9 protein-coding genes are annotated in these 12,266 nt (G+C 70.8%); 3 read left to right on the top strand and 6 right to left on the bottom strand.

Going from position 1 to position 12,266, the window contains the following annotated elements; translation table 11 throughout:
* Window positions 1-99 precede the first annotated feature (99 nt).
* The gene (locus ACZ4XD_RS17780) at window positions 100-870 is read left to right on the top strand and encodes a TetR/AcrR family transcriptional regulator (protein ID WP_468043051.1); all 771 of its coding nucleotides are present in this window, start codon (window positions 100-102) and stop codon (window positions 868-870) included.
* A gap of 31 nt (window positions 871-901) precedes the next feature.
* Here ACZ4XD_RS17780 and ACZ4XD_RS17775 read toward each other — a convergent pair whose 3' ends face one another.
* From ACZ4XD_RS17775 to ACZ4XD_RS17765, 3 genes are all read right to left on the bottom strand, one after another.
* On the bottom strand, window positions 902-1,744 hold the full coding sequence (locus tag ACZ4XD_RS17775) for a YceI family protein (protein ID WP_468043049.1): 843 nt from the start codon (window positions 1,742-1,744) through the stop codon (window positions 902-904).
* A gap of 229 nt (window positions 1,745-1,973) precedes the next feature.
* Window positions 1,974-4,493, bottom strand: coding sequence for an MFS transporter (locus ACZ4XD_RS17770; RefSeq protein ID WP_468043047.1), 2,520 nt, complete (start codon window positions 4,491-4,493; stop codon window positions 1,974-1,976).
* Window positions 4,494-4,585: 92 nt separating this feature from the next.
* The gene (locus ACZ4XD_RS17765) at window positions 4,586-5,059 is read right to left on the bottom strand and encodes a MarR family winged helix-turn-helix transcriptional regulator (protein WP_468043045.1); all 474 of its coding nucleotides are present in this window, start codon (window positions 5,057-5,059) and stop codon (window positions 4,586-4,588) included.
* 346 nt (window positions 5,060-5,405) lie between these two features.
* On the opposite strand from ACZ4XD_RS17765, the gene ACZ4XD_RS17760 reads away from it, so the two are divergent.
* Window positions 5,406-5,624, top strand: a complete 219-nt coding sequence (locus ACZ4XD_RS17760; RefSeq protein ID WP_042150716.1) for a hypothetical protein — start codon at window positions 5,406-5,408, stop codon at window positions 5,622-5,624.
* 171 nt (window positions 5,625-5,795) lie between these two features.
* Here ACZ4XD_RS17760 and ACZ4XD_RS17755 read toward each other — a convergent pair whose 3' ends face one another.
* The 3 genes from ACZ4XD_RS17755 to ACZ4XD_RS17745 all read right to left on the bottom strand — a co-directional run bounded on the left by ACZ4XD_RS17755 (window position 5,796) and on the right by ACZ4XD_RS17745 (window position 11,603).
* Window positions 5,796-6,938: a hypothetical protein gene (locus tag ACZ4XD_RS17755; RefSeq protein WP_468043043.1), complete on the bottom strand. Its 1,143-nt coding sequence runs from the start codon at window positions 6,936-6,938 to the stop codon at window positions 5,796-5,798.
* Window positions 6,939-7,168: 230 nt separating this feature from the next.
* Window positions 7,169-10,024 (bottom strand): helix-turn-helix transcriptional regulator, encoded by a 2,856-nt coding sequence (locus tag ACZ4XD_RS17750; RefSeq protein ID WP_468043041.1) that lies wholly within the window; start codon window positions 10,022-10,024, stop codon window positions 7,169-7,171.
* A gap of 247 nt (window positions 10,025-10,271) precedes the next feature.
* Complete coding sequence (locus tag ACZ4XD_RS17745; protein ID WP_468043039.1) at window positions 10,272-11,603, bottom strand: amidohydrolase family protein; 1,332 nt, start codon at window positions 11,601-11,603, stop codon at window positions 10,272-10,274.
* 49 nt (window positions 11,604-11,652) lie between these two features.
* Between ACZ4XD_RS17745 and ACZ4XD_RS17740 the strand changes: the two genes are divergently transcribed.
* Complete coding sequence (locus tag ACZ4XD_RS17740; RefSeq protein ID WP_468043037.1) at window positions 11,653-12,228, top strand: MarR family winged helix-turn-helix transcriptional regulator; 576 nt, start codon at window positions 11,653-11,655, stop codon at window positions 12,226-12,228.
* The last annotated feature ends 38 nt before the right edge of the window (window positions 12,229-12,266 follow it).

The raw sequence follows: 12,266 nt of genomic DNA, 5'->3' as shown, positions 1-12,266 counted from the left end.
ACCGACGACGACACCAACAACGACACCAACAACGACACCGACACCGACACCGACAACGACACCCTGACGTCGCAGACGTCCGGGGCAAGGAGGGGCGCCATGGCAGCGACGGACGGCCGCACCGGGAAGCGGCCGAGCAGCGTCTGGCTGACCGCACGCCCCCCGCTCAAGCGCAAGGCGGACCAGCCGGCCGGACTCGACCTCGACAAGATCGTCGCGGCGACGGTCCGGCTGCTGGACGCCGAGGGCCTGTCGAAGTTCTCGATGCGCAGGCTCGCGGCCGAGCTGGGCGTCACCGCGATGTCCGTCTACTGGTACGTCGACACCAAGGACGACCTGCTGGAACTGGCCGTGGACGCGGTGGCCGGCGAGATGGCGCTGCCGGACGAGTCGGACACCGGCGCCGACTGGCGCGACCAGCTGCGCGCGCTCGCCGTCGGCTACCGCGACATGCTGCTGCGCCACCCCTGGGCGGCCCGGCTGCTGGGCCAGTTGATGAACATCGGCCCGCATTCGACGGCCTTCTCCAACGCCACCCAGCGGGTGATGCGGCGCAGCGGCCTGAGCGCGGAGCGCAACTCCGGTGCGCTGGCGTCGCTCTTCCACTTCGTCTACGGCTTCGCCACCATCCGGGCCACGCACGAAGAGCGGTGCCGGGCCGCGGGCATGACCCTCGACGACTACTTCGAGCAGGTCCTCGCCGCGCTCGCGGAGCGGCCGGAGTTCGCCGAGACGCTGGAGCTGTCTGCCCGCACCGGGTACACGCGCCAGGGCCAGAGCGTGGTGGAGATGCTGGACCGGGATTTCGCCTTCGCCCTCGATCTCCAGATCGCGGGGATCGAGGCGATGCGGGACCGGGCGGGGGAGTGACGGGCGTGGGCCCGGGGGAGACCCGGAGGTCTCACCCCATCGGCAGGCTCTCCCCCTGCACCGCCTGGATGTCGAGCTCCACCTTGAGCGTGGTCCCGATGGCCGCGACACCGGCCGCCACGACCTGGTTGTAGTTCATCTTGAAGTCCTCGCGGCGCAGCTCCGCGGTGGCGCGGAACGCGGCGCGCACCCCGCCCCACGGGTCGGGGCCGGTGCCGAGGTAGCTCAGTTCGAGGTCCACCGGCCGTACGACACCGTGCAGCGACAGCTCACCGTGCACGGTCCAGCGGTCCGGGCCGGCCGGGGACAGGCCCGAGCTGCGGTAGCTGAGCTCCGGGTGCTCCTCGACGTTCAGGAAGTCCTCGGAGCGCAGATGGCCGTCGCGCATCCCGTTGCCGGTGTCGATGGAGGCGGCCTTGATGTCGGCCTCGACCCGCGAGGCGTTCAGGTCCTCGGCGATCTCGATCCGGCCGCCGAACTCGGTGAACCGGCCGTGCACGCTGGAGATCCCCAGGTGCTGGGCGACCGCCGCCACCGTCGAGTGCATCGGGTCGATGGTCCAGACGCCGGGCGGCGGCAGCTCGGCCCCGCCCTGCCGGGCCAGGACGACGCTGCCCACGTCCATCCGGCCGCTGGCCGTCACGATCGCGCTGGAGGCGACCGGCGCGTAGCCGACGGCCGTCACGATGACCGTGTACGGGCCGGCCGGCAGCGGCTGTGCGCTGCGGATGGCGCCCTCGTCGTCCGCGGCGGCCCGCAGTACCTGCGCGCCGGTCATATCGGTGACGGTCAGTACGGCGTGCTGGACCGCCCAGCCGTCCCGTGTGCGGACCTGCGCCCTCAGTCCCGCAGCTCCCGCGCCCGTCGAAGTCATTGCCTCTCCCGTGTGTTGCCTGATGATGTCCCCTGCTCAGGGGGCCGGTGCGAGCCCGGCCGAGAGTGCGGGGAGGTGTCGGGCTCCGGCGGCGGCGTGCAGGCCGTCCCCTGCCTGTGCGCAGCGCCGCCGCCGGCGCCCTTCGGTCCGGTCCGGGACGCGCCTCCGCTCAACGCGCGCACCGGACCGGGGTATTGCTCCCGGGTGAGATCCCCGGGCCCGGGCGGTTTCAGTCCCCGGGGTGTGCGAGCTCGACGTCGTACCCGTCGACCCCGCCGGCATCGACCGCGAGGCCGGTGGCGACGGGCGGGTAGCCGCTCGCGATGACCGTGTAGTCGCCGGCGTCCAGGTCGGTGAACGCGTAGGCGCCGTCCTCCCCGGTCGTCGAGGTGGCCACGACATTGCCCGCCGCGTCCACCAGCGTGACCCGGGCGTCGGGCAGCGGCCGGCGGTGCGCACCGGCCCGCACGACGCCCTGCACCCGCGCGCCGGACAGCAGCTCGATCTCGATCCGCGTGGTGCCCTGGCCGCCGATCTCCACCGGCAGTGCGGCCGGGCGGTGGTCCGGGGCGTTCACGGCGACGGTGAAGGTGCCGGGCGCCAGCTCGTCGAAGGCGAAGTGGCCCTCGGCGCCGGTCTTTCCGGTGGCCAGCACCTCGCCGCGGACGTCGGTGACGACGACCATGGCCCCGTCGACCGGTGCGCCGGTGGCCGCGCTGCGGACCTGGCCGCCGAGGCCGCTGGTGCCGCTGAGCAGGATGTCGTAGGCGTGCGGTGCCTCGCCGATGACGACCGTGGACGCCTGCGGCTGGTGGCCGTCGGCCGCGGCGATCAGGACGTACGAGCCGGCGCCGGGGGCGCTGAGCGCGTACGAGCCGTTGGCCTGGGCGACCGCGCGGCCCAGCTGCCGCCCGCTGAGCGAGATCAGCGTCACCGCGGAGCGCGGTACGGGGCTGCCCTCGGCGTTGCGGACGAAGCCGTGCACCGACGGGCCGGACGGGCTGGCATCCCCGCCATCGGCCGAGGCGTACGCGGCCAGCGGCTGGGCGGCCGTCGCCACGGCCGGGCGGGCCCAGGAGGGCGTGTGTGCCGCGTCGCCCGGGGCGACCGGCGCGGCGCCCACCAGGGCGAGCTCCCGCTCCTCGGCCTGCGCCGGGATGACGGCCTCCGCGGAGGCGGCCGACGGGGTGGCGGACGGGGCGGCCGCGGCCGGTGCGTCCTCGGAGCTCTGGGCCAGTCCGCCCCGCGTCTTCAACGCGACCTCCTTGATGAACAGGGTGAAGAGGAAGGCGAGCAGCGCGCAGGGCGCCGCGTACAGGAAGACATCGGCGACACCGTGGCCGTAGGCGCTCTCCATGACGGTGCGCAGCGGCGCCGGGAGGGAGTCCAGGTCGGGGATGCCGCCGCCGCTGTTGCCGGCGCCGTGGGCGGCGGCCCTGGCGGCCTTGGGACCGAGGTCGGCCAGACCGTCCTTCACGTAGTGGGTGACGCGGTGGGCGAGGACCGCACCCAGGGCCGAGACGCCCACCGCACCGCCGAGGGAGCGGAAGAAGGTCACGACGGACGAGGCGGAGCCGAGGTCCTCGGGGGCCACCTGGTTCTGCGTGGCGAGCACCAGGTTCTGCATCATCATGCCGATGCCCAGGCCCATCAGCGCCATGAAGATCGCGATGTGCCAGTACTCGGTGTCGTAACGGATGGTGCCCAGCAGACCGAGACCCGCGGTCACCAGCACACCGCCACTGACCAGCCACGCCTTCCACTTGCCGGTCTTGGTGATGACCTGGCCGGAGACGGTGGACGAGACGAACAGGCCACCGATCATCGGAATCGTCAGCACGCCGGACATCGTCGGCGACTCGCCGCGCGCCAGCTGGAAGTACTGGCTGAAGAAGACCGTGCCGGAGAACATCGCGACACCGACGAACAGCGAGGCCACCGACGCCAGGGTGATCGTCTTGTTGCGGAACAGCCGCAACGGGATGATCGGCTCCTTGGCCCTGGTCTCCACGAAGACGAAGATCGCGCCGAGCACGACCGCGCCGCCGACCATCGCGGCGGTCTGCCACGACATCCAGTCGTACTTGTCCCCGGCCAGCGTCACCCACACCAGCAGCAGCGAGACCGCCGCGCTGATGAAGAAGGCACCGGCCCAGTCGACCTTGACGCCCTCGCGCTTGACGACCGGCAGCTTCAGCGTCTTCTGGAGCACGATCAGGGCGATCACCGCGAACGGCACACCCACGTAGAAGCACCAGCGCCAGCCGAGCCAGTCGGTGTCGGTGATGACGCCGCCGAGCAGCGGGCCGCCGACGGTGGCGACGGCGAAGGTGGCGCCGAGGTAGCCGCTGTAACGCCCGCGCTCCCGCGGCGAGATCATCGCGGCCATCACGATCTGGGCCAGGGCGGACAGACCGCCCACGCCTATGCCCTGCACGACCCGGCAGGCGATCAGCATGCCGGTGTTCTGCGACAGCCCGGCGACGACCGAGCCCGCCACGTAAATGATCAGCGCGAACTGCACCAGCAGCTTCTTGCTGAACAGGTCGGAGAGCTTGCCCCACAGCGGGGTGGTCGCGGTCATCGCCAGCAGCGAGGCGGTGACCACCCAGGTGTAGGCGCTCTGTCCGCCGTCGAGGTCATGAATGATCTCGGGCAGCGCGTTGGAGACGATCGTCGACGACAGGATGGCGACGAACATGCCGAGCAGCAGCCCGGACAGCGCCTCCATGATCTGACGGTGCGTCATAGGGGCTCCGTCGGAGGCGTGCTGTCCGCCTCCGTGCCTGGCGTGGCCGCCCCGCACACCGGCTGGTGTGGTCGTAGCCATGTAATTCCTTTTCATCCTGCGGGTGTACGGGTGGTGACGTCGTGATGCGCCCGGGTGCGGCAGTCGCCGAAGCTCGTGCGGAGCCTGGCGAGGAGCTCGGTGAGCTGCCCGACGTCGGCGTCGGGCCAGTCGTCCAAGTACCGGGCGAGCGTGGCGGTGTAGCGCTCGGCGAGCTCCGCCAGGAGCGCGGTGCCGCTCGGGGTCAGGCGCAGCAGCCGTGAGCGCTTGTCCGCCGGATCGGGCTTCCGCTCGATCCAGCCGCGCTCGGCGGCATGGGCCACATGCCGGCTCGTCACCGACATATCGATCGCGAGCAGCTCGGCGAGCTGGCTCATCCGCATCTCGCCGTGCCGGTCGAGGAGGGCGAGCACCCCGGCCGAGGCGGGCGGACAGTCCTGGGGCAGCGTCCGCCCCATCTCGCGTTTGACCGCGCCGATGGCGCTGAGTTGCCGGGCCAGCTCCTCGTACTGACTGTGAGCTGCCACCGGCGCCTCCACGCATCCCTCGCACCTCTTTTGTTGCTTGGGGCAACCATAGGCAATGTTGGTTGCTGAAGGCAAACGATTCATCCAGCATTGAAGTAAAGGCGCCCAAAAGTCTGCACCGGGCATTGGTCAACAACCTGACCGAGACCCGCAAACCCGCAGGTCGGAGCCGCTATCGCAGGCGCCACCCAATACCGGCCGGTAACGGGACGCCCCCGGACGGCCCGCCCGCCCTCCCGCCCACGCGCCGTACCCGGCCCGGCCCCGCTCCGTAGGCGCCTGCGCGGGCGCTCCACGCGCGCCCCAACGGTGCCGCTCCGCCCCCGGTTCGCTAGGGTCCTTGCCCATGGCGACCAACCCGCAGAACCAGGCCGGCGGCAACTACGACCCGGCCGGCAGCACGCAGATGTTCCGCGCCTTCGTGGACGAGGGCGGCACCCCGCAGACCGGCGGCCGCCGCGCCCCGGCCCCCCAGCAGTCCGCCGGCCCCCGCGTGGGCGTCATCATCGGCGTCATCGTCGCGATCCTGGTCGTCGCGGGCGCGGCGTGGCTGGCGCTGGCCTAGACACTTCCTCGTCGTACGGGGCCCGGCATCTGCGATGCCGGGCCCTTCATCTGTGCGGGCCACAGGTCAGGCCACGCGACCGCCCTTACGGCAGAGCCCTCGGCCAGGGGCATGGACCTGACCGAGGGCGGCGCCGGGGCGGAGTCTTACTCCGTCGCCGGATGAGGCACCTCAGGTGCCCGGGCAGGAGCCGGGGGGCGGCGGGGCCGGCTCATCCTTGTTCGAATAGCCCTCCGCATAGGTGACGGTGCTGGTGCCCTCGGCGCTCCACTTCATGGGCCCGCTGGAGAAGGTCCAGGTGCCTGTCACGTCCCGCTTTTCCATGATCTTCACGACCCACCCGTAGTTTCCGGGCGAGATGGGAAAGTCCCATGTCGTGCTGCGCAAATCAATATGGCTCCAGGTCTTCTGGTATGACGTGGCAACCGAGGTGCTGACCTTATTCACCACGCCCGCGTCCACTCCGAATTCGGCTCCGACAGTGACGGTGGTCCCGACGCTGTGCTGCCAGCCCTCATGCTCCCCCCGGGTGAAATGACCAGTGGTCTTCTCCGTCTTGCTGGGGTTTTTCCACCACTGGTTCACGCACTCTTCGCCGACGGGCTGCGCATCGCCGTAGGACTTCGCTTCGTAGCTGCAACTATCGGGGTCGACACCGCACATCTTGAATGCTGCGGACAACGCCTTCTGGTGGAGCCGGCCGGTGAAATCGCTGCGCTGCGCAGCGTCTTCCAGAATGAACTGCTGGCTTGCCCGGCCCGAAGAGCACTCGCCCCTGCCGAGGTCTGGAACGTACTTGTCCTTGCGTATTTCGCCGCCGATCATCTGGTCGTCCATGCACCGGCGCTCGCTGGCGTTCACGATGTAGTAGGCGTTGCCCGCACCACCCTCGTTCACCGGTACGAGGTACCAGTTCTGGGAGTCTGTCGTGGGATCTGCGGCGTTCTTTTCATGACAGCCCGCCATCGCAAGCAGGTATGCCTGCTTGTAGCGGGGGACGTTCGAGTCGTTCGTTCGCCACTTGTCGATGCACTGGCCGTCCGTCCCGGACTTGATGTGGAACGTTCCGTCGTCGTTGAAGTCGAATTCGAAGACCTCGGGAGCATCCCAATTCAGAACAGATGTACCCGCCGCGTTGACGTACTGGCCCGGCTTCGACGTGCTTTGGACCGACACGGTCGTTGTGGCATCTTCAGCGCGAGCTGTCCCCGTGGCGAGCGGCGACACGACGAAACCAAGCATTGCCGAACAGACCGCCAACAGTGCGGCGGCCGCCCGCGCCCCGGATCTCCGGGGGGTCATCTCATGGGTCATGGTTTCTGCTCCTGTTTCCGTGAGCCGAGCCCTCGGGGCCGGGTCAGGTGACCCCGAGCGGCACCCACAGCACGTTCTCCAGGACGAAGGGCCTGGCCGGGCACCGGTTCACCCTGTGGGCCCGGATCGCGGTGGGACTGTCAACGTAGGAGCGGGTGGCTGGATGTACATCCGTCATCTGACGGATAAAGCCCTTGATTACAGGCGCACCGGGTCGTATTGACCGGCGGTCAGTGCGGCGATGGCGGCTCGTCCGGATTCCTGCGGCGGATGACTTCGGCGGCGAGTTCGACCCGCGAGGTCATCCCCAGCTTCTGGAGAATGTTGGACACATGGGTGCCGACGGTGCGTCGTGAGATGTACATACGGGCCGCGATCTCGGGGTTGGAGTGTCCGGAGGCGACGTGGCCGGCGACGAGGTGTTCGGTGTCCGTCAGCGCCTCCCACCCGAGGCGGGCACTGCTGCGTGGTCTGCGTGCGCTGCGGTGGACGGCGTGGGCCCGCAGGCGAGCCAGGGCGCGGGCCATGTCCCACTGGGCGTCCAGCCGTGTGTAGACCTCCAACGCCTGGTCGAGCAGGGCACGAGCCCGGGCGGGCCGCCGCTGCTGGGCCAGTAGTTCGGCCGCGTCGGTGTAGGCGTGTGCCTCACTCAGCGGTCGCGGCGCCTGGTGGTAGCAGCGGGCTGCTTCCAGCAGCAGATCCGGGTCCCGGTCCAGCAGTCCCTGGCACCGGAGGGCATCACCGAGGTGGTACGGGGTGCCACTGTGGTCGGCCCGTCTGCGTGCGGCCTCGGCGTAGCGCCGTGCGTTGGCGGTGTCGTTGTGGGTCAGGGCGAGCCGCACGAGATCGGGCGTCAGAAAGCCGAGGCTCAACTGGCCCGGCAGATGGCCGCCCACGCCACGGTCGAACGCGGCGGTGAGCCGGGCGTAGGCGCGCTCGGGGTGGCCCCGGGCCTCGTCCGCGAGGGCGTCGGCACACAGCGGCAGGTGTGCGTAGTACCAGGTGATGTCACTGCTGTCGGTCGCCGCGGCCGCGGCGGTCAGATGAGCCTCGGCGGCGGACTGCCGGCCGCGGTGCAGTGAGATCAGCGCCGCCACCCCCCGCAGTGCCCGGCACATCCTGAAGCGCTTGCCGGGATCGAGCCCGGCCTCGATCTCGGTGAGGGCGTCGTCCCAGCGGCCGGCGTGGAAGGCGAGCAGGGCACAGGAGAGGTGGTACCAGGGCAGATAGACGTCACCGGTGTGTTTCGTCGTCTCATGGACGGCTGCGAGGGTGCGCTGCGCGTCCTGGTAGCGGTCGAGATCCATATAGCGGTTGACCAGGGTGAGTTGCAGCCTGATCCGCTGTGCCGGATGCAGCGGCTCCGGCGTGAGCCGGGCGGCGTGCCGGGCAAGTTCCAGGGCTTCGGTGCCAGGAGCTTCGAGGAATCGCTTCGCCGCCAGGATGTGCAGCGCATCGGCCAGGGCGGCGTCGTCGTCCATCGCTTCTGCCGTGCGCCGAGTGGCCGAGGCGACCGCGCCGGCCTCCGTCAGCCGGCCGAGTGCGAACAGGCAGGTTGCGCTGAACGCCCGGAACCGGAGCGCCTCAAGCGCCGATACGCCCGGCCTGCCGCACGCGGCGCGGATCTCGACGAGCGCCAGGTCGGGACGGCCGCGGGCGAAGGACGCGTGGACGATGATCCACCGCAGCGGGCCTTCCCACCCCGGGCCACGGGTCCTGGCCAGTGCGCAACGGGCGGTCTCCTCCGCCTCGGCCAGGCGGCCGGAGGAGAGCTCGGCGACGGCCCGGTACAGCTGGAGTTGGCCGCGGCGTGGATCAGTGGGTCCGGCGAGCTCCAGTGCCTGGTCGATCAGCAGGAGCGCCATGGCCGGCGCCCGGGACGTGAGGGGGACCGCGGATCCAAGGAGCCAGTCGATCAGGAATTCGCCCGACGCGGACGTCGCGACCAGCAGATGCTCGGCGACGCGTTCGGGAACCGCTCCGGCGCCCGCGAGGGCCTGCGCCGTCCTCAAGTGCAGCAGGGCGCGGGCCGGTCCCGGCACGGCGTCGTAGAGGGCATGTCGGATGAGGTCGTGACGGAAGACCAGCCGGTCGCCGGCATCGCGCAGAATTCCGGCCGTCCCGGCCTCCGCGAGGATGCTGAGCAGTTCATGTGTCGGCCGGTCGAGGACCGTTGCGAGGTCGGTGAGGGTACAGCCGGTGCCCAGCACCGAGGCGGCGCGAAGCACTTGCAGCACCTCCTCGCGCAGATACCGCAACCGGTGGTTGATCAGATGGGTCAACGACGGTTGCGGGCAGTCGAGGGGGACCTCCGCGAGCCCGTCGCGGAGGTCGATCGCGTCCTCACGCCGGAGGGCGGCGGCCAGCTCCATGACGTACCACGGGTTTCCTGCCGCCCCCTCGGCCATGCGTCTCAGCCGCGGACCGGGCGCACCGCCGCACAGGCCGGCCAGCAGGGCCGACACGGCAGGCGGAGGCAGGGGTGTCAGCTCCAGTATCGGGTGGTTGCCGAGAGCCAGACTCCGGGAGAGCCGGTCGACGTCCCCTTGGGGCGCGGGCCGATAGGCCCCGACGAGGAGCAGCGGCAACTGGTGAACCGACCGCAGCAGCCGCTGCACCACCAGCAGGCTCGCCGAGTCCGCCCACTGGAGGTCGTCGAGGAACAGTGCCAGCGGCTGCTGGGTACACAGGTCGTCGATCAGGCCGAGCATCGTCTCGACGGCGGCGAAGTCCGACCCGGCCGCCTCGCCCAACCCACCCGGCATCCCGTAGCGGCCCTCGCCCCGCAAGATCTCGTCGGCCCGTGCCAGGGAGGCATCCGCCGACTCCGTATCCACCCCCAGACAGGCCGAGATCACCGCGAACGGGCGCTGCCGTTCCAGCTCCTGGGCCGTCGCGTGCAGCACCCGCATGCCCAGCGACCCGGCAGTTTCCGCGGTCAGTTCCAGCAGGGCTGTCTTGCCCAGGCCGGCCTCGCCGACGACGAACGCCGCCTGCCCCGTGCCCGCCGTCGCGGTCCTCGCCCATCCCGCCATTTTCGCCAGCTCGGCCTCACGGCCCACCAGCCGCCCCGGGAAATACACCACGCCGCCTCCTCTGTACTTCGCGTACCAGCTGGAGAGACGCGCCACGGTGGGTTCCATTACGCCACTCGGACAAAATCGCGAAGAAAGTTCAGCTGTGGGTCACCGGTGTGGGGAGGACGGCGCTCCCCGCTCGCCGCCCTGGTGATCAATCACCGAGCGGCTCAAGAGACACGAAAGGCCGACCGTGCAGACGCCGGCCGCACGGCCCGGCCACCAGCGCACCTGGTACGGCCCCGTTGCGACTCCGCTAGGACCTCGACGCCCCCAGGCGTTCGACTGCACGGTGGGCCTCGGAGAGTACGCTGCCCAGCTCCCCGTACAGCAGTTGGCCGTCGCGTTTGACCGGGCGGCCGTCGACCAGGACCGTGTCGATGTTCCCGGGGTGGGCGGCGGTCACCACGGCGCCGATCGGGTCGTGGGCGACCGGGGCGAGGTTGAGGGCGTCGGCGCGCAGCAGGACGAGGTCGGCGCGCTTGCCGATGCCGAGTGAGCCCACCTCGTCAGCCAGGCCGAGGGCCTCGGCGCCCTCCGCGGTGGCCATCCGCAGCACATCGGCCGCCTTGACCGTGGGCCCATCGGCCTGGCCGTCGCCGTCACCGTCGAAGTGACTGCTCATCAGCGCGGCGCGCATCTGGGAGAACATGTCGCCCGGCGCCGAGGTGACCGCGTCCGCGCCGAGTCCCGTCGGGATGCCCGCCCGGCGCAGCCGGCCCGCCATCGGTGCGCCGAAGCGCATCGAGGCCTCGATCGCCGGCGTGATCGCCACCGCGCCGCCGGACTCGGCGATCAGCCGCAGCTCGGAGTCGGGCAGGGAATTGCCGTGCACATAGAGGGTGCCGGAGGTGAGCAGCCCCTGCTCCTGGAGTGCGGCGATCGGGCGCATCGCCACCGGGCCGGCGGTCACATGGACGGCGATCGGCAGGCCCAGTTCGCGGGCGAGCAGCCAGTCCTCCCGGACGGTCTCCGGCGGGGCGAAGGAGGGGCCGACGGGGGCCAGGGCCATCGTGAGCAGCGCCTCGCCGGAGGGGAAGTACTGGCTGCGGACCTGCCGCACCCAGTCGGCCCGCCGGGCGGTGTCGTCGAAGACGGGGTAGCCGTAGCCGAACACGGCGCGGATACCGGCCTCCTCCAGCGCCTCGACGGCGGCCGCGCTGTGCTCCGGCGTGTACTGGACGTGCGAGAAGTCCTGCACGGTGGTGACGCCGGTGTCCAGGCACTCCAGCGCGCCGAGGAGATTGCCGGTGTACACATCCGCGGGCGTGAAGCGGCCGGAGAGGTCGCCGAGGATCCGGCCGAGATAGCTGTCGAGGCTCTCGTCGACCGCGGCGGACCGCAGTACGGCCTGCCAGACGTGCCGGTGGGTGTCGACGAAGCCCGGCAGCACGATCAGGTCGCGGGCGTCGATCACCTCCAGGCCGGTATCGGCCTCGTCGACGGGCAGCCCACGGCCCACGGCGGCGATCCGGCCCTCCTCGACGAGGACATCGGTGTGCGGGTGGACGACGGGGTGGGGGGCGGTGTCGATGACCAGGCCGCCGCGCAGAAGCAGGCGCGGTGAGTGGTGGCGCTCGATTCCCATGGCAAGTCACCCTCTACACGTTCGGAAGAAAGCTTTATAGAAAGCTATCATGATGCTGATCTATCCTGCCGACGTGACCGCACCACCCGGACCGCGCCCTGACCCCGTCGACGCGCTGATGGACGCCTGGCACGCCGAGCTGCCGGACGTGCTCCGCCCGACGACGGAGCTCTCGAAGCGCATAGCCCAGCTCGCCCGCGCCCTGGATCAGGCCACCCGCGGGGTGCTGCCCGAACTCGGCCTGACCGTCGCCGAGTTCGACATCCTGGTCGCCCTGCGCCGGGCGGGCGAGCCGTACCGTATGAAGCCGAACGAACTGGCCCGCGCCCTGCTGCTGTCCTCCGGCGGCATCAGCAATGTCGTCAACCACCTCGCGGAGCGCGGCCTCGTCCGCCGCGAGCCCTCTCCGGACGACGGCCGGAGCACCATGATCACGCTGACGCCGGACGGGGTGCGGACGGCCGAGCACGCCGTACGCGCCAACGCCGACGCGCATGAGGCCGTCTTCGCCGAGGCGTCCCTCACGGCCGTGGACGCGGCCACCAGGGCCCTGCGTGACGTGGACATACGCCACAGCCCCGCCCCGCGCCCGATACGCACCGGACGGAATCCCAGCCGCTCCTGAGGCGGCGGCCGCGGCGCGGCGACGGGCCCCGGACCGAG

This window comes from Streptomyces sp. NPDC029466 (assembly GCF_055574515.1).
The sequence above is the reverse complement of the archived record's forward strand: the minus strand, read 5'-3'. Positions and strand labels throughout refer to the sequence as shown.

What these genes read in the sequence shown, in the direction of transcription:
- ACZ4XD_RS17780 (WP_468043051.1), top strand. Translation starts at nt 100, where the DNA reads ATGGCAGCGACGGACGGCCGCACCGGGAAGCGGCCGAGCAGCGTCTGG.
- ACZ4XD_RS17745 (WP_468043039.1), bottom strand. Translation starts at nt 11,603, where the DNA reads ATGGGAATCGAGCGCCACCACTCACCGCGCCTGCTTCTGCGCGGCGGC.
- ACZ4XD_RS17770 (WP_468043047.1), bottom strand. Translation starts at nt 4,493, where the DNA reads ATGACGCACCGTCAGATCATGGAGGCGCTGTCCGGGCTGCTGCTCGGC.
- ACZ4XD_RS17760 (WP_042150716.1), top strand. Translation starts at nt 5,406, where the DNA reads ATGGCGACCAACCCGCAGAACCAGGCCGGCGGCAACTACGACCCGGCC.
- ACZ4XD_RS17775 (WP_468043049.1), bottom strand. Translation starts at nt 1,744, where the DNA reads ATGACTTCGACGGGCGCGGGAGCTGCGGGACTGAGGGCGCAGGTCCGC.
- ACZ4XD_RS17740 (WP_468043037.1), top strand. Translation starts at nt 11,653, where the DNA reads ATGATGCTGATCTATCCTGCCGACGTGACCGCACCACCCGGACCGCGC.
- ACZ4XD_RS17755 (WP_468043043.1), bottom strand. Translation starts at nt 6,938, where the DNA reads ATGACCCATGAGATGACCCCCCGGAGATCCGGGGCGCGGGCGGCCGCC.